The sequence below is a fragment of the Brevundimonas sp. NPDC055311 genome (assembly GCF_053645695.1).
This window is the reverse complement of sequence record NZ_JBSHMV010000002.1, coordinates 654,531-672,753: the sequence shown is the minus strand read 5'-3', so window position 1 is coordinate 672,753 and position 18,223 is coordinate 654,531. Positions and strand designations below refer to the sequence as shown.

Genomic DNA, 18,223 nt, shown 5'->3' with positions numbered 1-18,223 from the left:
TGGAACGACGTGATCGGGCAGAGGCTGGAGGTCAGACAGGGGCAGGGGCTGGTCATCACGCCCCAGCTGCAGCAGGCGATCAAGCTGCTGCAACTGTCGAACCTTGAGCTGGAGGCCTTCGTCGAGGGCGAGCTGGAGCGCAATCCCCTGCTGCAACGGGACGAGGGCGAACCCGGCGTCGACACCGCGCCCGAGGCTTCCCAGGACGCCGCAACCGCCGACGGCGGCGACGAGGGCGAACTGCGCTTCGTCGAAGGCTCGGACGCCCACGCCCAGACCCTGGACGCCGGCGCCGACGACCTCTACGGCGACGCCGCCCCCGGCGAACGCGTCGGCGACCGACAGGGCGACCAGGCGACCGACCAGCCCGGCCTGACCGACTGGTCCCGCGCAGGCTCGGGCGGCGGCCTGGCCGACGGCGAGGAGCGCGAGCGGCCCGACCATCGGGACGAGACCCTGTGGGAGCATCTGCAGGCCCAGGCCTCGGCCGCCGGGTTCGGCCCGGCCGACCACGCCATCGCCCTGACCCTGATCGACGCCACGGACGAGGGCGGCTATCTGCGCGCCGACCTCGACGAGATCGCCGAACGGCTGGGCGTCGATGCGGCGCGCATCGAGACGGTGCTGGCCGTCTGCCACGGCTTCGAGCCGACGGGCGTCATGGCCCGCTCCATTCCCGAATGCCTGAAGCTGCAGTTGATCGAGCGCAACCGCTTCGACCCGGCCATGGGCGCCCTGCTGGACAATCTTGAGCTGCTGGCGCGACGCGACCTGACCGCCCTGCGCAAGGCCTGCGGCGTCGACGGCGAGGATCTGGCCGAGATGATCGCCGAGCTGAAGGCCCTGACGCCGCGCCCCGGCGCAGGCTTCGGCGGCGAACCGGCCCAGACGGTCGTGCCCGACGTCCATGTGCGTCCCGATCCGGCCGGCGGCTGGCGGGTCGAGCTGAACACCGACACCCTGCCCCGCCTGCTGGTCGACAAACGCTATCACGCCGTGGTGGCGGCGGGCGCCCGTTCGGACGTCGAGAAGACCTTCGTCGCCGACTGCGCGGCCCAGGCCAGCTGGCTGGTCAAGTCGCTGGACCAGCGCGCCCGCACCATCATGAAGGTGGCCTCCGAGATCGTGCGCCAGCAGGACGCCTTCCTGGCCTTCGGCGTCGAGTTCCTGCGCCCCCTGACGCTGAAGACGGTGGCCGAAGCCATCGAGATGCACGAATCGACGGTCAGCCGCGTCACCTCGAACAAATACGTGGCCACCCCGCGCGGGGTGTTCGAGCTGAAGTTCTTCTTCACCGCCGCCATCCAGTCCAGCGACGGCGGCGCGGCCCACTCGGCCGAGGCCGTGCGCCAGAGAATCAAGACCATGATCGACGGCGAATCCGGCGACGGCGACGTGCTGAGCGACGACCGCATCGTCGAGATCCTGAACGAGGCGGGAATCGACATCGCCCGGCGCACTGTGGCGAAATATCGCGAAGCCCTGCGCATTCCCTCGTCGATCCAGCGCCGCCGCCTGATGAGAGCCGGCTGACTGCGACCAAGCGTCACCACAAATCGGTGATCGCCATTGACACCAAAGCCGGTCAGTCGCGTTCTAGGGACATGAAGATCCAAGTCAGCGGCAAGCAAGTGGATGTCGGCGAAGCGCTAAGCTCGCGCATCTCCCAGGAACTCGAAGAGGGAGTCGGCAAATATTTCGCCCGCGGCGCTCAAGACGCCGAGGTCGTGGTGTCCAAGGATCGACACGGCTTCCGGGTCGATTGCTGGGTGCGTCTGGCCTCGGGCCAGTCCCTGGTGACGACGGGTTTCGGCGGCGACGCCCAGGCCGCCTTCTCGGACAGCCTGGACAAGCTGGAAAAGCGCGTGCGCCGCTACAAGCGCCGCCTGAAGGACCACCATATCGGTCCCAAGGGCCTGTCGCCCGAGAAGACCGAGAACGCCGCGCGTGAAGTCGCCGCCATGACCATCTTCCGCGACCCCGACACGGTCGAGGACGAGGCCTTCGGCGACGCCGGCCTGCCTGGCGAACCGCCGCCCGTGGGCATGGTCATCGCCGAGACCGAGTCGGAGATCCGCACCCTGACCGTAGGACGCGCCGTGGCGGAACTGGACATGACCGGCTATCCGCTGGTGATGTTCCGCAACGCCGCCCACGGCGGCCTGGCCGTGGTCTATCGCCGGCCCGACGGCAACGTCGGCTGGATCGATCCGCAACGCACGACCAAGGGCGCGGCGGCGCAAGCCGTCGGCTGAGGCTTCCTCAGGAAGGGCGAAGAGGCTAAAGAGCACTCGCCCTTCCGCCAATGTCGGGTTCGATTTTCGGGGTAAGCATGGACATCGCTGATTTGCTGTCGTCGGACGGGATCGTCCTGCGGGGCGGCGCGTCATCCAAACGTCAGGCCCTTCACGCCGTGGCCGAAGCCTTCGGCGCCGCCTTCAATATGGACGCCGACAAGGCGTTCGAGGCGCTTCAGGAGCGCGAGGCCCTGGGTTCGACGGGCCTGGGCTCGGGCGTCGCCGTGCCGCACGCCCGCATCCAGGGACTGGACCGCGTCTGCGCCGTCTTCGTGCGGCTGGACACGCCGGTGGCCTATGAGTCGCTGGACGATCGTCCGGTCGACCTGCTGTTCGCCCTGTTCGCGCCGCTGGAGGCCGGGGCCGAACACCTGCGCGCCCTGGCGGCCGTGTCGCGCGCCCTGCGCTCGCCGGAACTGCGCGAACAACTGCGTCAGACGCGGACGGTCGACGCCATCCGGGCCCTGTTCGTCAAGGACGTGTCGAAGACCGCCGCCTGAGCGGTCTTCCCTTTACAGGAAGGGCGAACGTCCGCCGCCTGGAGCGAATATCCGAGTTCGGACCGATTCCATCCGAACCGAGCCTAGTGAACCGACATCGGCTCCAGGTCATGGGCGACGGCGGCGGCGAAGGCGGTTTCGCGATCCAGCATGACCGCCAGACGTTCGCCGTCAGCGCCGTGCACGGCGTAGAGAATCTGATCGGGATCGATCTCCAGATCGGACGCGGTCTCGACGCGAGCGTCGGCCAGAACGTCGGAGGCGCGGATCGCGCGCACATAGACCAGATCCGGGGCGCCGAAATCGGCGAAGTCGGGGATCTTCGTATTGGGCATCTTCATGGTGGGCGTCATAAGACCGCCTCCTTACGCTTGACTGAACGCCTGCAGAGCCAGGCGGTTCGACGGCTGGGCTCAGCCCGTCGTGATGGGAATGCGCCGCACGCTGCGTTCCTGCTCCGGGCGGATCAGGTCCACGTGCAGCAGACCGTGCTCCAGCCGGGCGCCCGCGATCTCCAGTCCATCGGCCAGGACGAAGCTGCGGACAAAGCCCCGCGCCGCGATGCCGCGATGCAGAAAGGCTTGAGGGTCGCGCCCGGCGTCCTCTCGTTTGCCGGTGATGGTCAGTTGCCGTCCCTCGACGGTGACGGACAGCTCCTCCGGCGTGAACCCCGCCACAGCCAGGGTGATGCGCACGGCGGCGTCGCCGAGTTGCTCCACATTATAGGGCGGGTAGGATTCGGCCGCCGCCTTGGCGGCCCGGTCGATCAGGGCTCGGGTATGATCGAAGCCCAACAGGAAGGGGCTGTCGAACAGCAGGGTGCGCGTAGTCATGGGGCCCTCTAACGAAGCGACCTCGGCCGTCTGATCTTCCCCGACATCGGCAGAAGATCCGGCCTGAAGGATAGATGGGAAGATGGGGCCTTCGGGTCAACGCCGGACCTTCGTTCACCCCGCATACAGGTTGGAACCTTCACCATATGCTTCGCGTTTTTCGCGAAGATCGCGACCATCGAAAGGAATTCCCCATGAGCGCCAAGCTCGCCGTCGTCGGCGTCAGCATCGCCGCCCTGCTGGGCGCCGCCGCCTGCACCACGACCGATCCCTACAGCTCCGCCCCGCGCCGCAACAACACGGGAACCGGCGCCATCGCCGGGGCCGTGGGCGGCGCCCTGCTCGGCTATCTGACCAACACCTCGAGCGGCGAACAGGGCCGCAAGAACGCCCTGATCGGCGCGGGCATCGGCGCCCTGGCCGGCGCCGGCGTCGGTCAGTACATGGACCGTCAGCAGCGCGCCCTGGAAGCCGAACTATCGGGCACCGGCGTCGGCGTGGCGCGTCAGGGCGACAACCTGGTGCTGCGCATGCCCTCCGACGTGACCTTCGCCACCAACCAGTCGTCGCTGGACGCCCGCTTCCTGCCGGTGCTGGACGACGTGGCCCGCGTGCTGAACGAATACGACCGGTCCATGGTCGATGTCGTCGGCCACACCGACTCCTCGGGCGGCGACGCCATCAACCAGCCGCTGTCCGAACGCCGCGCCTCCTCGGTCGCCTCCTATCTGATCGACCGGGGCGTGATGCGCGAACGCATCTATGTGGCCGGCATGAGCGCCCGCAACCCCATCGCCTCCAACGACACGGTCGAGGGCAAGGCCCAGAACCGTCGCGTCGAGATCCTGATCCGTCCCTTCACGGGCTGATCGGCCGGAACGGCCTGAAACAGGAAGGGGCGGCCCGTTCGGCGCCGCCCCTTTTTCATGTCTGGCCGTCAGTCCGGCGGCCGAGGCGAAAGAAACGGCCTAGCTTGACCTCTATCCCCTTGCCTTGGCCGGTTCACTGTCGGCTTGCTGTGTCGGCAGGAGATTCCGATGGACGGCGACGAGCTGGGCAGGACGATAAGGCTGATCGGCATCGCGGCGGCGACCGCCGTCGTGGTCGCCGCCGCGGTCATCGCGATCGGCCGCCTGCTTCTCTAGCTAGGCCGCATCGAGGGGGCGGCCGATGGAGAAGTAGCGGAAACCGCGCGCCCGCATGTCCTCCGGACGGTAGACATTGCGCAGGTCGACCATGACCGGCTGTTTCAACAGCAGCTTGATCCGGTCCAGGTCCAGGGCGCGGAACTGGTTCCATTCGGTCATGATGACGGCGGCGTCCGCGCCCGCCAGGGCGTCATAGGGACCGTCCGTGAAGACCACGCCGTCCAGAAGTTTGGCCGCCTCCTCCATGCCCTCCGGGTCGAAGGCCTGAACCCGCGCGCCGCGCGCGATCAGGGCCGGGGCCACGTCCAGAGAGGGGGCGTCGCGCATGTCGTCGGTGTTCGGCTTGAACGTCAGGCCCAGCAGGGCGACCGTCTTGCCCTTCAGCTCGCCGCCCAAGGCCTCGGCGACGCGGTCGGCCATGGCCTTCTTGCGCGCGTCGTTGATGGCCACCGTGGTCTCGATCAGCTTCAGCGGCGAACCGGCGTCGGTCGCTGTGCGGACCAGGGCCAGGGTGTCCTTCGGGAAGCAGGAGCCGCCGTAACCCGGCCCCGCGTGGAGGAATTTGGAGCCGATGCGGTTGTCCAGACCGATGCCGCGCGCGACCTGCTGCACGTCGGCGCCGACCGCCTCGCACAGGTCGGCGACCTCGTTGATGAAGGTGATCTTCATGGCCAGGAAGGCGTTGGCCGCATATTTGATCAGCTCGGACGTGCGCCGCCCGGTGAACATGATCGGCGTCTCATTGAGGTTCAGCGGCCGGTAGAGCTCGGCCATGACGGCGCGGGCGCGCTCGTCGTTTGTTCCGACCACCACCCGGTCAGGGCGCTTGAAGTCGCCGATGGCGGCGCCTTCGCGCAGGAACTCCGGGTTGGAGACGACGGCGAAGTCCGCATCGGGTCGCCGCTGACGGATGATGCGCTCGATCTCGTCGCCGGTGCCGACGGGGACGGTCGACTTGGTCACCACGACGGTGAAGCCGTCCATCAGGTCGGCGATCTCTTCGGCCGCGGCATAGACATAGGACAGGTCCGCATGACCGTCGCCGCGCCGCGAAGGCGTGCCCACGGCGATGAAGACGGCGTCCGCCGTCCGAATCGCCTCGGCTCCGTCGACGGCGAAGGCCAGCCGCCCGTCGCGGACGTTGCTGGCGACCAGATCATCCAGCCCCGGCTCGTAGATGGGCATGATGTTCTGGTGCAGACGCTCGATCTTGGAGGCGTCCTTGTCGACGCAGGTCACCGTGTGGCCGAAGTCGGCGAAACAGGCGCCCGACACCAGGCCGACATAGCCGGTTCCGATCATGGCGACGCGCATGGGTGGCTCCTCTCATCAACCGTCTCTGCCGCAATAGCCCCGGTCGAGGCGCTTCGCCAGCGTCCCGCCGACGCAGGTCGAAGAAAGCCAAAGAAAAAGGACGGTCGACCCGATGGATCGACCGTCCTTGATGTCTTTCAACCTGGAAGCCTTCGGGGACCGATCGCGACCGGCCCCCTCAGGGCTTAGAAGTTGATGTCGACGGTGGCGCGACGGTTCAGCGGCTCGCGCACGCCGTCGGCGGTCGGCTTGGCCAGCTGGGTCTCGCCCTTGCCGTCCAGCGAGATCACGCCGCCGTTGACGCCTTGAGCGACCAGGGCGTCAGCCACGGTGCGCGCACGGCGGTTCGACAGGCCCATGTTGTAGGCCGCGTTGCCCGAGGTGTCGGTGTGGCCGACCACCAGCACGCGCGTCGGAGCGCCCGACTTGGCGTAGTTGGCGGCTTGCGTCACCACCGAGCGGGCTTCCGCCGTCAGGTCCGAACGGTCGAAGTCGAAGTAGACCACGAACTGACGCGCAGCCGGCTTGGCCGGAGGCGGCGGAGGCGGCGGCGGGGGCGGCGGAGGAGGCGGCGGGGGCGGCGGGGGCGGCGGCGGGGGCGGCGGCGGGGCCACCGGCTCGGCGCCGAACGCATAGCGCAGGCCCAGCGTCACGGTGTGCGACTGGTCATAGTCGCCCGAGAACGTTCCGTACGGAACAGCGCCCGTGCCGACGGCCGACGTGTCGAATTCCATGTCGCCCGTCAGGTAACGGTACGTCAGGTCGATGTTGGCGCGGTCCGACACGGCCCAGGCCAGACCGGCGATCGCCTGAGCGGCGAACTTGGTCGAGCTGTCGTCGGCGGCGAAGGCGACGGTCGGATTCTGGCGCAGACGGCCGGCGGTGTCGACGTCGACGCGGTTCACGCCCACGCCCAGACCGACGAACGGACGGATGGTCCAGTCCGGCGAACCGAAGTCGTACAGGACGTTGGCCATCAGCGTCGTCGACGTGATGTCGCCTTCCGGCGAGTGGCACGGGCCGGTGGCCGGGGTCATGTTGCACAGGCCGTTCGGGCCCGAGACGGCGCGCACGCGACCGATGTCGCCCGAACGGTAGCCGCCTTCGAGTTCAACGCGCCAGTTCGGGTTGAAACGGTAGCCCAGGCGAGCGAACGCCGCCCAGCCGTCATTGACTTCCCAGTTCCAGTTGTGGCCGGTCGCCGACGCTTCGGTGTTGATGTCGTCGATGATGTGGTAGCCGGCGTCGATCGCGCCGTACCAGCCATCGGGCTCCGCCGATGCAGCGCCGGCGGACAGGGCCAGGGCGGCCGCCGCGCTCGACGCCAGGATCAAACTCTTGACACGCATAGTGATGCGGCCCTCCGAGATCTGTTTCAAATGGACGACGCGGAGCATCGCCTTTCGCCTGCATAACAGCGCTGCCTTATCCGGTCGAGCAGGAAACTAAGCTATTGCGTCCTGTTGCAACACCACCGTGGCCCTGAAGCTACACAAGGTAAGATTTTGTTAAGAGCTCACCGAAGCATAGCGCTCATCTCGACTTCGGAATTAAGAATTCCCGAGCCTGCCAAATGCTCAAAGGCGCCTATCAGATTATATAAGGCCAGAGCATTTGCAGCTTCATCGATAAACTCGCCGCCTTCTAGTCGGTTGTCGCGCCACAGGCCTTCAGGCGTGAGATAAAGCCAGACGGCCCGCAGAGCCGCCGCTGCTTCATCCGCGAAGAACTTGCGCGATCGCGGCTCGCCCGCTTCCGCCAGCGCCGTGGCGGCCTTCAGCCTCGCGATCTGCGCCTCGAAACGGGCGCGCGGGGGCCGGCCCGGACTGCCCTCGACAGCTCCGTCCAGAATAACGAGACCCAAGGCGTCCTTTTCGGAGACGCCTCTGGAGTAAAGGTCTCGAATCAGAGCCGACCTGGCCGTATCGCCGCCCGAACGGGCGAGAAGGCCCGCCGCTTCCAGCATCATGCCGGGCGACGACGCCCCGGAGCCCCTCCCGCCGTCGAACGCGGCCTCGATCGAGGCCGCCAGAAGCCGCACCGCTTCAGGCCATGCCGGGTCGGTCGTCGCTTCCGACCAGTCGAGACAGGCCTTCAACATGTCCAGCCGCCCCCTGATGCGGTCGGACAGGGTCGCGTCTCGGATCAGATCATCCCGCAGAGCCGCCGCCCGCTCCTGCATGATCGAAGGCTCCAGCCCCGCCTTCGCCGCAACCGCCCAAGCCGACAGCGCCGCCGCCCCGCTCTCCAGGCGATCCAGCGATCCCGTGACGAGGGCGCGCCACGGCCCTTCCCAGCCCAGCCGCCCCGCCAAGGCAAAGGCCGCCGCCTGACATGCCTGCACCTGCGGGTTCATCGGCGCCGGGACCCGGCGCCCCTCGAGGCTGATCAGTTCACAGAAGTCGCCATCCTCGGTGCGCCCCACCGTCGCCCAGAGCGGCAGCGCCCGAAGGCGAAGCCAGTCGCGCAGGCGCGAAAAGCCCTGAGGCAGGTCCTCTTCCGGCGGTTGATGAAAATCCATGTGTTGCGGCGAGGAGAGCCGGACGCGCTCCACGATCTTCTTCACCTCCTGGGTCCGACTCAGATCGCAGACGAGCACCGCGTCCCGCTCCGCGACGATGGCCAGGTTTCTGACCCCCAGCGCCGCCACGATCATGCCGTCAGGCGCGCGCGCCATACAGCCTTCGGCGTCCTCGAAGATATGGCCGCCGATCTCCCCCTCGCCGCTGGCCGCGATCGCGTCCCATGCCCCCAGGTCGGACCACTTGAAATCGACCGCCAGCACCGAGGCCAGATCCGTCCGTTCCATGACCGCATAGTCGATGGAGATTCTCGGCGCCTCCCGGAAGGCCGCGCCCAGCAGGATGTCCCCGCCCTCGAGCACCGGCTGCAGCGCCGTCCGGGCCGCCGCTTCGACCCCCGGAGCGAACCGTTTCAGCTCCGCCGCAAGCACGTCGGCGCGTGCGATGAAATTGCCGCTGTTCCAGAGGAACCCCTCGCCGATATAGCGATCGGCCAGGTCGCGGCTGGGCTTTTCGATGAAGGCCTCGACGGGAGACAGGCCGCCCGTCAGGGGCTTGATGTAGCCGTAGGCTTCGGACGGTTCGGTCGGGCGCACGCCCAGGGTGACGATCCGCCCGGTCTCGGCGGCCTTGGCCGCCTTGAGCACGGCCTCGCGAAAGGCCGCGTGATCCGGCACGTGATGGTCCGAGGCCAGGAAGACGTTCACCGCCGTCGGCTCCTGCGCCAGGGTCCAGTGCGCCGCGGCCGCCATCGCCGCCGCCGAGTCCCGGCTTTCAGGCTCCAGCAGCACGGCCGCATCGACGCCGATTTCCAGAAGCTGCTCGAGAATGGCGCGACGATGGAGCGCGCCGCCGATGACCACGATCCGACCGCCGTCGGCCGCCAGGGGCGCCACCCGCGCGACGGCCTCCTGGAAGGGCGATCGATTGCCCGCCAGTGGGATGAACTGCTTCGGGCGCGACGGGCGCGACGCGGGCCAGAGGCGCGTCCCGGAACCACCGCACATGATCACTGGAAAAAGGCGCATCCGTGCTGGATATCCCAGTTGGCGTCGAAAACCATACGCGGGATGCAAATGGTTCGAACGATCGTCCGCCCTTCGGGCGTGACTCCCGCGCCCTTGGCCGCTATCGAGCCCGCACGATGATAGAGACTGATCGGCAATCCGAGGAACGCGGCTGGGAGACGGCGAAGACGCTCGCCGAGGCCCTGCCCTACATCCAGGTTTATGACCGCGAGACCGTGGTCATCAAATACGGCGGCCACGCCATGGGCGAGAGCGCGGTGGCGAAGCAGTTCGCCGCGGACGTCGTGCTGCTGAAGCTGATGGGGGTGAACCCCGTGGTCGTTCACGGCGGCGGCCCTCAGATCAGCGCCATGCTGGACAAGGCGGGGGTGAAGTCGGCCTTCGTCGACGGCCTGCGCGTGACGGACAGGGACACCATGACGGTGGCCGAGATGGTCCTGTCCGGCGCCGTGAACAAAGAGATCGCCCACTGGATCACCGTCGCCGGCAAGGAAGCCGACGTGCGCGGCGTCGGCCTGTCGGGCAAGGACGCCGGCCTGCTGACCGTCGAGAAGACGCGCCGCACCAAGCGCGACCCCGACAGCATGATCGAGCATGAAGTCGATCTGGGCTTCGTCGGCGAACCGACCAAGGTCGATCCCAAGCTGATCAAGGGGCTGATCGCCTCGGAGACCGAGGACTGGGTGCCGGTCATCGCTCCCATCGGCGTGGCCGAAGACGGCCAGACCTATAACGTCAACGCCGACACCGTGGCCGGGGCCGTCGCGGGCGCCCTGCACGCCAAGCGGATGCTGCTGCTGACCGACGTGCCGGGGGTCAAGGGCGCCGACGGCGAGATCATCCGCCAGATGACGCTGGACGAGGCGCAAGGCCTGATCAACACGGGCGTCGCCACCGGCGGCATGATCCCCAAGCTGGAGACGGCCATGGCCGCCGTCCGCGCGGGCGTCGAGGCCGTGGTCATCCTGGACGGGCGCCGACCGCACGCCATGCTGGTCGAACTGTTCACCGAGCACGGCGCCGGCACCCTGGTCAAAAGGAAGTGACGGGTTCGGCGTCGAAGACGGCGCCCGAAACCGCCCGGCCGGACTCCGCCTCGACGGAGATCGCCGCAGACCTGCGTCATGTCCGGTCCTGGGTCTTCGACCTGGACAACACCCTGTACCCGCCCGAGACGCAGTTCCTGCGTCAGGTGGAGCAGCGCATCAATCAGTACGTCGTGCGGACATCCGGTCTGGAATCGGCCGAGGCCCTGTCGGTGCAGCGCGGTTATCTGCATGACTACGGCACCTCCCTGGCCGGTCTGATGATGCACTATGAGATCGACCCGCATCACTTCCTGGCCGAGGTCCACGACGTGCCGCTGGACGTGCTGGCGCCCGATCCCGGCCTGCACGCGGCGCTGGCGCGGTTGAACGGCCCGCGTCTGATCTTCACCAACGGCTCGGCCGGTCACGCCAGAAGGGTGATGGAGAAGCTGGAGCTGACGCCCTTCTTCGACGGGGTGTTCGCGCTTGAGGACGCCGACCTGATCCCCAAGCCGGACCCGCGCACCTTCCACAAGATGCTGACGCGCTTCGGCGTCGATCCGGCGACCGCCTGCTTCTTCGAGGACACGCCCAAGAACCTGGAGCCGGCGCGCGACCTGGGCATGACCACCGTCCTGGTCGGAACCAAGGCCTTCACCGCCGAGGGCGACCACATCCAACACCGGGCCGCCTCCCTCGGCCCCTTCCTGACCACCGCCATGCTGGACGGAGATCCGCAATGACCGACCTGACCCACCTGGAATCCGTCATCGAGGCCGCCTGGGAAGCCCGCGCCGAGGTCTCGCCCGCCACGCGCGGCGAGGTGCGCGACGCCGTCGACACCGCTCTGGCCCTGCTGGACTCCGGCCAGGCGCGCGTCGCCTCGCGCGGCGAGGACGGCGTGTGGAGCACGCACCAGTGGCTGAAGAAGGCGGTGCTGCTGTCCTTCCGCCTGAACGACAACGTCATCATGCGCGCCGGCCACGCCCCGACCCTGCCGCTGTCGGCCGATCACCCGGCGGGAATCGGTCCCTTCTGGGACAAGGTGCCCAACAAGTTCGGCGACTGGAGCGCCGCCGACTATCAGGCCGCCGGCTTCCGCTCGGTGCCGGGCGCCGTCGTCCGTCGCGGCGCCTATGTCGGCAAGAACGTGGTGCTGATGCCGTCGTTCGTGAACATCGGCGCCTATGTCGATGAAGGCTCGATGGTCGACGCCTGGGCCACGGTCGGTTCGTGCGCCCAGATCGGCAAGAACGTCCACCTGTCGGGCGGCGCAGGCATCGGCGGCGTGCTGGAGCCGCTGCAGGCCAACCCGACCATCATCGAGGACGGCTGCTTCATCGGCGCCCGCGCCGAGGTGGCCGAGGGCGTCATCGTGCGCGAGGGCGCGGTCCTGGCCATGGGCGTCTATCTGTCGGCCTCGACCAAGATCGTCGACCGGGCGACGGGCGAGATCTTCCGCGGCGAGGTTCCGGCCTATTCGGTCGTGGTGCCGGGCGCCCTGCCCGACCCGAACGGCGGTCCGAGCCTGTATTGCGCCGTCATCGTCAAGCGCGTCGACGCCCAGACCCGCGCCAAGACCGGCGTGAACGAGCTGCTGCGCGACTGACCTGAGCGCTCGACCGAGCGGACTCGTCAATCTCTTCGAAACCCGCCTAATAGCTGGATAGGTTTCGGGAGAGGAAACCATGTCCGTTCAACGACTGCGACGATACGCGATCTCGATCAGCGTCCTGGGCCTTATAGCCCTGCCATTGGCGGCTTGCGGGGGCGGCGGAGGCGGAGGAATGGGCGGAGGCGTCGTCACGCCGCCGCCACCTCCACCGCCACCTCCGCCGCCGCCTCCCCCACCTCCGGCGATCCCCAGCGCGACGTCATCGGAGTATCTGCGCAACTGGGGCGTCGGAGACACTGGGGCCATCAGCGCCTGGCGACAGGGCGCGACCGGGCGCGGCATGACCGTCGCCGTAGTCGACAGCGGCATCAAGCTGAACCACCAGGACCTGGGCGTGAACATCTCGCCCCTGTCCACCGACGTCGTGCCCGGCCGCAACCGACCCGAGGGCACGGACGACCACGGAACCAGCGTCGCCAGCATCATCGCCGCGCCGTTCAACAACTACGGCACGGTCGGCGTGGCCTTCAACGCCACCATCATGTCGATCCGCGCCGACGTCAGCGACTGCACCGATCCGGACGACAAGATCTGCTTCCGTTCGTCCGACCTGACGCGCTCCCTGGACTACGCCGTGCAGAACGGCGCCCGGATCATCAACCTGTCCCTAGGCGGCGAAGGGCCGCTGGGCTCGCAGTTCGAGGCGGCCCTGCAGCGGGCGGTCAACGCAGGAGTCGTCTTCGCCGTCGCCGCCGGCAATGAAGCCGGCGTCAATCCTGAATGGCCCGGCCGCTACGCCAGCGATCCGCGCTTCGCCGGCTCGATCATCGTCGTCGGCGCCCATGATCGCGCGCGCCAGCTTGGAGACTTCTCCAACAGGGCCGGCGTGTCCCAGGGCGCCTATCTGACCGCGCCGGGCGTCGAGGTCGTCTTCAATTGCGAAGGCGACCAGTGCTGGAAGGGCGGAGGCACCTCCTTCGCCTCCCCCGCCGTGGCGGGCGCCCTGGCCCTGCTGCTGGAGGCCTTCCCCAATCTGACCGGTCGTGAAGCGGTGGACATCCTGCTGCGCACCGGAGCGGACCTGGGCGATGCGGGGACGGACATCATCTTCGGACGCGGCGCCCTGGACATCGCCCGCGCCTTCCAGCCGGTGGGCGCGACCGCCTCGCCCATGGCGGCGGGCCAGTCCGTGAATATCGCGGTCGAACCGGGCGTCCATGTCGGCGGCCCGTTCGGCGACGCTCTGAGACGCACAGGGGCGCTCGGCACCATCGCCTATGACGAGTATGAACGGCTGTTTCGGGTGGACCTCGGCGCCGCCTACGGCCCCGCGCCGCGCCGCAGCTACCAGCCCAGCAACCCAACCCCCATGCAGCAGTCGCAGGTGACGCTCGACACGCCGGGCGGAACGCGGCTGTCGTTGGCCGCCGCCACGCCCGTGGCCACCCCCGAGCCCGTGGCGGCGCGCTACAGCCCTTATGACGCGCCGTGGCTGGGCGACGAGACGCGCGGCGAGGCCCTGTTCGACGTTCAGGCCGGGCGGCTGTCGTTCGCGGCGTGGCAGGGCCAGGGCGGGGCGCGCTCGCCGTTCCGCAGCGGCTCCGGCGACGGCTTCGTGGCCCTGAGTCAGGCGGATCACGCCCTGCGCGGGGCACTGAACTTCGGCGCCCTAACCTTCAGCGCCGAGAGCGGGTCCGGCGACCGACGCGTGCCGCTGCGTCCGGTCGAGCGAGACGCCTCGACCTACGCCCGCGCCGGGCTGGACTGGCGTGCCGCCAACGGGGGCCTTTCGTTCAGTCTGGGCGCGCTGGACGAGCGGATGGGGCCGCTGGGGGCCTATCTGCCGACGCAGTCGGACTTCGCCCTGCCGTCGCGCACCCGCTTTGCCGCGGTCGGTGCGGATGTGGACCTGGGGCGCGGATTCACCCTGTCGGGCGAGGCGGGTTTCGGCCGCACCGAACTGGAGGGGCGGTTCCTGCATCTGTCGGCCCCGGCGCTCAGCTCGACCTGGCGGGCGTCGTTGCAATCGGCCTGTCCGACGTGGTCCTTCGCCAAGGCCTTGGGCTGCCGCAGCCTGACGTGGGAGATTTCCCAGCCGCTGCGGATCGAGGATGGGACGTTCAGCGCCTATCTGGCCGACGCGCCGCTGGACTACTTCGATCCGGTGACCTTCTCGGAGCGGCGCTTCTCGGCCGCGCCGTCAGGGCGGCAGATCGACTTCAGCGTCCGCAGCCTGCACGCCCTGCCCGGCGGCTCCTGGCTGCAGCTTGAGGCCGTCGCCAGCCGCGAGGAGCAGCACCGCGCGGGCGCCCCGACCGGCTACGCCCTGCTGGGCAGCTGGCGACGGGGGTTTTGAAGCAAGGCCTCTGCCTTCACTTACGCGCCCATCCCGGCGGACGCCGGAGTCCAGTGAGAACGACGCGCGGTTCTTAGAGTCGCCAAGCTCAAAACGAAGCGCTTGAGGCCAAAGCACTGGATTCCGGCGTCCGCCGGGATGAGCGGGGGGTTATAGGGTGCAAGCAAGAAGGCCGGCGATCGCTCGCCGGCCTTTCCTGTTTCAGCCTGTGGCGTTGTGCTTATGCGCGCTCGACGCACATCGCCACGCCCATGCCGCCACCGATGCACAGGGTGGCCAGACCCTTCTTGGCGCCCGAGCGCTTCATCTCGTGCAGCAGGGTGGTCAGGATGCGCGCGCCCGAGGCGCCGACCGGGTGGCCGATGGCGATGGCGCCGCCGTTGACGTTGACCTTGGCCGGGTCGAGGCCCAGCTCCTTGACCACGCACAGCGACTGGGCGGCGAAGGCCTCGTTGGACTCGATCAGGTCCAGATCGGCGACGGTCCAGCCCGCCTTCTCCAGCGCCTTCTTCGAGGCCGGGATCGGGCCGGTGCCCATGATAGCCGGATCGACGCCCGCGGTGGCCCAGGAGGCGATGCGGGCCAACGGCTCAAGCCCGCGCGCCTTGGCTTCATCGGCCGACATCAGCACCAGGGCGGCGGCGCCGTCGTTGATGCCCGAGGCGTTGGCCGCCGTCACCGTGCCGTCCTTGACGAAGGCGGGCTTCAGCTTCTCCATCGCCTCGAGGGTCGCGCCGTGGCGGATGTATTCGTCCTGATCCACGACCACGTCGCCCTTGCGGGTCGAGATGGTGACGGGAACGATTTCGTCGGCGAACTTGCCCGCCTTCTGGGCCGCTTCGGCCTTGTTCTGCGAGGCGACGGCGAAGGCGTCCTGAGACGCGCGGTCGATCGACCATTTGGCGGCTATGTTCTCGGCCGTCTGGCCCATGTGATAGCCGTGGAAGGCGTCGATCAGGCCGTCCTGCAGCATGCTGTCCTTGAAGGCCAGCTCGCCCATCTTCTGGCCGTTGCGCAGCTGGGCCGTGTGCGGCGACTGGCTCATGCTTTCCTGACCGCCGGCGACGACGATCTTGGCGTCGCCCTGCATGATCTGCTGATAGGCCAGAGCCACAGCGCGCAGGCCCGAGCCGCACAGCTGGTTCAGGCTCCAGGCCGGGGTCTCATTGGCCAGACCGGCGCCGATGGCGGCCTGACGCGCCGGGCCCTGGCCCGCGCCCGCCTGCAGCACCTGGCCCAGGATCACCTCGTCCACATCAGCGGCGGCCACGCCCGCGCGTTCCAGCGCCGCCTTGATGGCGACCTCGCCCAGCTTGGAGGCCGGCAGGGTCGACAGGCCGCCGAGGAAGGAGCCGACCGGCGTGCGGGCGGCGGAGACGATGACGACGTCGGTCATTTTTATTCACTCCCTGGAGAAATTCTTTGCGCGAGGTTGTGCCGCATTCGCAGGCGCTCGTCACCTGTTGCGATGCAGCAATCAGCAAAACGTCATCGCCGCGCCGCAGCATCCGCCGGGAACGATGCCCGCAGCCGCGCTTTCAGAAAGCGAAGGAGACGTGATCTTGCCGAAAGCCCCATCATGCTGAAAGCCCTCGCCTGCCGCATCTGCACCCCCGACGATCTGGACATGATCGAACACTACCAGACGCGGGCCGAGCGGCTGGCCGATCTGTGGGTGCACGCCGTGGGTCTGGCCCTGGCGGCGGCGGGAGGCGTGGTGCTGGCGGTGCTGGCCGGCGTCTATGCGGGGGTTGGCGCGGCGGTCTCGACGGCCATCTACGCCCTGTGTCTGGTGGCCATGCTGACGGCCTCGACCATCTACAACCTGACCCATCCGTGTGCGGCGCGGCCAGTGCTGCGGCGGTTGGACGAGGCGGCCATCTTCCTGATGATCGCGGGCAGCTACACGCCCTTTACGACCGTGCGCTTCGAGGGGGCATGGTCCGTGGGCTTCACCCTGGCGGTGTGGACCATGGCCATCGTCGGCGCGGGGGTGAAGATGCTGGCCCCGCGCCTGTCGGACGCCTTCTGGAGCGTGATCTACGTCCTGTTCGGCTGGGTGGCGGTGTTCGCGCTGAAGCCGATGATCGAGACGGTGCATCCGCTGGCGCTGGGCCTGCTGGTCGCGGGCGGGCTGATCTATACGGCCGGGGTCTTCGTCTTCATCAGCCAGAAGGTGAAGTTCCGCCGGGCCATCTGGCACGGGTTCGTCGTCACGGGGGCCGGGGTGCACTGGGCCGCCGTGCTGATCGGCGTGGTGCTGGTGAACGTCTGAGCCGCATCAAAGACGGGACTCGCCTTCGCGCGCGCAATGCGGGATGCTTGGGCGTTGCAACATCGCGAGAACAAGCGTGACCGACAAGAAATCCGAGGGCGGAAAAACCCGTGACGGCATGGTCGTCATCAAGAAGTATGCGAACCGGCGGCTCTACAACACCGCCACCAGCGCCTATGTGACGCTGGATGATCTGGCCCGCATGGTGCGCGAGGGCGTGGAGTTCACCGTCTACGACGCCAAGACCAATGACGATCTGACGCGTCAGATCCTGACCCAGATCATCTTCGAGGAAGAAAGCCGGGGCGAGGCCCTGCTGCCGGTGCAGTTCCTGCGTCAGTTGATCGGCTTCTACGGCAACTCCATGCAGGGCGTGCTGCCGTCGTATCTGGAGATGTCGCTGGACAGCTTCACCCGCCAGCAGGAGCAGTTGCGCGGCCAATTCACGCGCGCCTTCGCCTCGGCGCCCGGCGGCAATCTGATGGAAGAGGCCGTGCGCCAGAACATGGCCATGTTCGAGCGCGCCATGCGGATGTTCCCCGGCTTCGCCTACGGTCGCCCCGAAGGCGAAGCGGCCGAGACGCCTGCGGCCGCCGAGGCCAAGGCCGAACCGGCGAAGGACGGGGCGGCCCTGGACGAGATGCGCCGCCAGATGGACGAGATGCGGGCCCAGATCGACCGCCTCGCCCAGTCCAAGGGCTGAGGCCGCCCGTGACGGACGAGATCCGTCCCATCGGCGCGGCGGGACCGCTGAACGATCCCGTCGTGGACGACCGCCGCGAGGGCGACCGTCGCCGTCGCGAGCGGCGGCGCGCCCGCGCCCTGGTCCCGACCGAGGCCGAGACGTCGGACGAGGCGGCCGATCCTGCCGCCTCCCCGGCAAAGCCTGCCGTCACCCCGCCTCCGCCGCCCGCGGCCTTCGCCGCCCAGGTGCTGGGCCAGTCGGGGCAGAAGCGCGGGCTGAAGGGCGGGGCGCCGGTGCTGGATGCGGCGCGCACCACCTATCTCGGCCGGGAATATTCGGGGCGGCACGATCGGCGCCCCTCGCCCGGACGGTCGCGCAAAACCGAGATCTGAGGGCGACTGGCGCCTGATTTGCGAGGACGCAGGCTCAACCGTCTTCGGATCGCGCCATGCCCGCCGCTTTCAGCCTTGCCTCCCGCCTGTTCGACGTGACCGTGGTGGCCGTGATCTTTCTGGCGTTCAGTTAGGGCGTACCGGCCATACCCCGCTCATCCCGGCGGACGCCGGGATCCAGTAGGAGCCCCAAACTCAGCGGCAGATGTCCGCGGGTGTAGCCAAAGCAC

17 protein-coding genes are annotated in these 18,223 nt (G+C 68.4%); 11 read left to right on the top strand and 6 right to left on the bottom strand.

All coding sequences use genetic code 11. The features are described from left to right. Positions 1 to 9 precede the first annotated feature (9 nt). The 3 genes from rpoN (at position 10) to ACWIDZ_RS09015 (ending at position 2,797) form a co-directional block, all read left to right on the top strand. A complete protein-coding gene (rpoN, locus tag ACWIDZ_RS09025; RefSeq protein ID WP_453987848.1) occupies positions 10 to 1,533 on the top strand; it encodes an RNA polymerase factor sigma-54 in 1,524 nt (507 codons plus the stop codon). A 71-nt stretch (positions 1,534 to 1,604) separates the two neighbouring features. Next, positions 1,605 to 2,255: a ribosome hibernation-promoting factor, HPF/YfiA family gene (hpf, locus tag ACWIDZ_RS09020; protein WP_291777129.1), complete on the top strand. Its 651-nt coding sequence runs from the start codon at positions 1,605 to 1,607 to the stop codon at positions 2,253 to 2,255. Positions 2,256 to 2,332: 77 nt separating this feature from the next. After that, positions 2,333 to 2,797 carry a PTS sugar transporter subunit IIA gene (locus ACWIDZ_RS09015; RefSeq protein ID WP_453987849.1) on the top strand — a complete coding sequence of 155 codons (465 nt, stop codon included), beginning with the start codon at positions 2,333 to 2,335 and terminating at the stop codon, positions 2,795 to 2,797. Between the two features lie 83 nt (positions 2,798 to 2,880). On the opposite strand, the gene ACWIDZ_RS09010 is transcribed toward ACWIDZ_RS09015, so the two are convergent. Both ACWIDZ_RS09010 and ACWIDZ_RS09005 read right to left on the bottom strand, forming a co-directional pair. Continuing rightward, positions 2,881 to 3,150, bottom strand: coding sequence for a DUF1150 family protein (locus tag ACWIDZ_RS09010; protein ID WP_312218280.1), 270 nt, complete (start codon positions 3,148 to 3,150; stop codon positions 2,881 to 2,883). A 60-nt stretch (positions 3,151 to 3,210) separates the two neighbouring features. Then, positions 3,211 to 3,630 carry an Hsp20 family protein gene (locus ACWIDZ_RS09005; protein ID WP_313415869.1) on the bottom strand — a complete coding sequence of 140 codons (420 nt, stop codon included), beginning with the start codon at positions 3,628 to 3,630 and terminating at the stop codon, positions 3,211 to 3,213. A gap of 194 nt (positions 3,631 to 3,824) precedes the next feature. Between ACWIDZ_RS09005 and ACWIDZ_RS09000 the strand changes: the two genes are divergently transcribed. Further along, positions 3,825 to 4,499, top strand: coding sequence for an OmpA family protein (locus ACWIDZ_RS09000; protein ID WP_291777117.1), 675 nt, complete (start codon positions 3,825 to 3,827; stop codon positions 4,497 to 4,499). Between the two features lie 276 nt (positions 4,500 to 4,775). Here the strand turns inward: ACWIDZ_RS09000 and ACWIDZ_RS08995 are convergent, their stop codons facing one another. From ACWIDZ_RS08995 to ACWIDZ_RS08985, 3 genes are all read right to left on the bottom strand, one after another. Then, entirely contained in the window at positions 4,776 to 6,092 is a 1,317-nt protein-coding gene (locus ACWIDZ_RS08995; protein WP_291777114.1) for a UDP-glucose dehydrogenase family protein, read from the bottom strand. Positions 6,093 to 6,277: 185 nt separating this feature from the next. Beyond that, a complete protein-coding gene (locus ACWIDZ_RS08990; protein ID WP_453988278.1) occupies positions 6,278 to 7,441 on the bottom strand; it encodes an outer membrane beta-barrel protein in 1,164 nt (387 codons plus the stop codon). Between the two features lie 167 nt (positions 7,442 to 7,608). Continuing rightward, a complete protein-coding gene (locus ACWIDZ_RS08985; RefSeq protein ID WP_453987850.1) occupies positions 7,609 to 9,642 on the bottom strand; it encodes a mannose-1-phosphate guanylyltransferase in 2,034 nt (677 codons plus the stop codon). 116 nt (positions 9,643 to 9,758) lie between these two features. On the opposite strand from ACWIDZ_RS08985, the gene argB reads away from it, so the two are divergent. The 4 genes from argB (at position 9,759) to ACWIDZ_RS08965 (ending at position 14,641) form a co-directional block, all read left to right on the top strand. Further along, entirely contained in the window at positions 9,759 to 10,688 is a 930-nt protein-coding gene (argB, locus tag ACWIDZ_RS08980; RefSeq protein WP_453987851.1) for an acetylglutamate kinase, read from the top strand. After that, a complete protein-coding gene (locus ACWIDZ_RS08975; protein WP_453987852.1) occupies positions 10,685 to 11,413 on the top strand; it encodes a pyrimidine 5'-nucleotidase in 729 nt (242 codons plus the stop codon). Before argB ends, ACWIDZ_RS08975 begins: the two co-directional genes overlap by 4 nt. Next, a complete protein-coding gene (gene dapD / locus ACWIDZ_RS08970) occupies positions 11,410 to 12,279 on the top strand; it encodes a 2,3,4,5-tetrahydropyridine-2,6-dicarboxylate N-succinyltransferase (protein WP_312220293.1) in 870 nt (289 codons plus the stop codon). Before ACWIDZ_RS08975 ends, dapD begins: the two co-directional genes overlap by 4 nt. A 346-nt stretch (positions 12,280 to 12,625) precedes the next feature. After that, positions 12,626 to 14,641 (top strand): S8 family peptidase, encoded by a 2,016-nt coding sequence (locus ACWIDZ_RS08965; RefSeq protein WP_453987853.1) that lies wholly within the window; start codon positions 12,626 to 12,628, stop codon positions 14,639 to 14,641. Between the two features lie 220 nt (positions 14,642 to 14,861). Here ACWIDZ_RS08965 and ACWIDZ_RS08960 read toward each other — a convergent pair whose 3' ends face one another. Next, positions 14,862 to 16,037, bottom strand: a complete 1,176-nt coding sequence (locus ACWIDZ_RS08960; protein WP_453987854.1) for an acetyl-CoA C-acetyltransferase — start codon at positions 16,035 to 16,037, stop codon at positions 14,862 to 14,864. Between the two features lie 183 nt (positions 16,038 to 16,220). Here ACWIDZ_RS08960 and trhA point away from each other — a divergent pair, with 183 nt between their 5' ends. From trhA to ACWIDZ_RS08945, 3 genes are all read left to right on the top strand, one after another. Continuing rightward, positions 16,221 to 16,916 (top strand): PAQR family membrane homeostasis protein TrhA, encoded by a 696-nt coding sequence (gene trhA, locus ACWIDZ_RS08955; protein ID WP_453987856.1) that lies wholly within the window; start codon positions 16,221 to 16,223, stop codon positions 16,914 to 16,916. Positions 16,917 to 17,034: 118 nt separating this feature from the next. Next, positions 17,035 to 17,619, top strand: coding sequence for a polyhydroxyalkanoate synthesis repressor PhaR (phaR, locus tag ACWIDZ_RS08950; RefSeq protein WP_291783382.1), 585 nt, complete (start codon positions 17,035 to 17,037; stop codon positions 17,617 to 17,619). A gap of 8 nt (positions 17,620 to 17,627) precedes the next feature. Further along, the gene (locus ACWIDZ_RS08945) at positions 17,628 to 17,993 is read left to right on the top strand and encodes a hypothetical protein (RefSeq protein WP_346486104.1); all 366 of its coding nucleotides are present in this window, start codon (positions 17,628 to 17,630) and stop codon (positions 17,991 to 17,993) included. Positions 17,994 to 18,223 lie beyond the last annotated feature (230 nt).

Coding starts and splice junctions, on each gene's coding strand:
- hpf (WP_291777129.1), top strand. CDS start 1,605: ATGAAGATCCAAGTCAGCGGCAAGCAAGTGGATGTCGGCGAAGCGCTA.
- ACWIDZ_RS09015 (WP_453987849.1), top strand. CDS start 2,333: ATGGACATCGCTGATTTGCTGTCGTCGGACGGGATCGTCCTGCGGGGC.
- ACWIDZ_RS09010 (WP_312218280.1), bottom strand. CDS start 3,150: ATGACGCCCACCATGAAGATGCCCAATACGAAGATCCCCGACTTCGCC.
- ACWIDZ_RS09005 (WP_313415869.1), bottom strand. CDS start 3,630: ATGACTACGCGCACCCTGCTGTTCGACAGCCCCTTCCTGTTGGGCTTC.
- ACWIDZ_RS09000 (WP_291777117.1), top strand. CDS start 3,825: ATGAGCGCCAAGCTCGCCGTCGTCGGCGTCAGCATCGCCGCCCTGCTG.
- ACWIDZ_RS08995 (WP_291777114.1), bottom strand. CDS start 6,092: ATGCGCGTCGCCATGATCGGAACCGGCTATGTCGGCCTGGTGTCGGGC.
- ACWIDZ_RS08990 (WP_453988278.1), bottom strand. CDS start 7,441: ATGCGTGTCAAGAGTTTGATCCTGGCGTCGAGCGCGGCGGCCGCCCTG.
- ACWIDZ_RS08985 (WP_453987850.1), bottom strand. CDS start 9,642: ATGCGCCTTTTTCCAGTGATCATGTGCGGTGGTTCCGGGACGCGCCTC.
- argB (WP_453987851.1), top strand. CDS start 9,759: ATGATAGAGACTGATCGGCAATCCGAGGAACGCGGCTGGGAGACGGCG.
- dapD (WP_312220293.1), top strand. CDS start 11,410: ATGACCGACCTGACCCACCTGGAATCCGTCATCGAGGCCGCCTGGGAA.
- ACWIDZ_RS08965 (WP_453987853.1), top strand. CDS start 12,626: ATGACCGTCGCCGTAGTCGACAGCGGCATCAAGCTGAACCACCAGGAC.
- ACWIDZ_RS08960 (WP_453987854.1), bottom strand. CDS start 16,037: ATGACCGACGTCGTCATCGTCTCCGCCGCCCGCACGCCGGTCGGCTCC.
- trhA (WP_453987856.1), top strand. CDS start 16,221: ATGCTGAAAGCCCTCGCCTGCCGCATCTGCACCCCCGACGATCTGGAC.
- phaR (WP_291783382.1), top strand. CDS start 17,035: ATGGTCGTCATCAAGAAGTATGCGAACCGGCGGCTCTACAACACCGCC.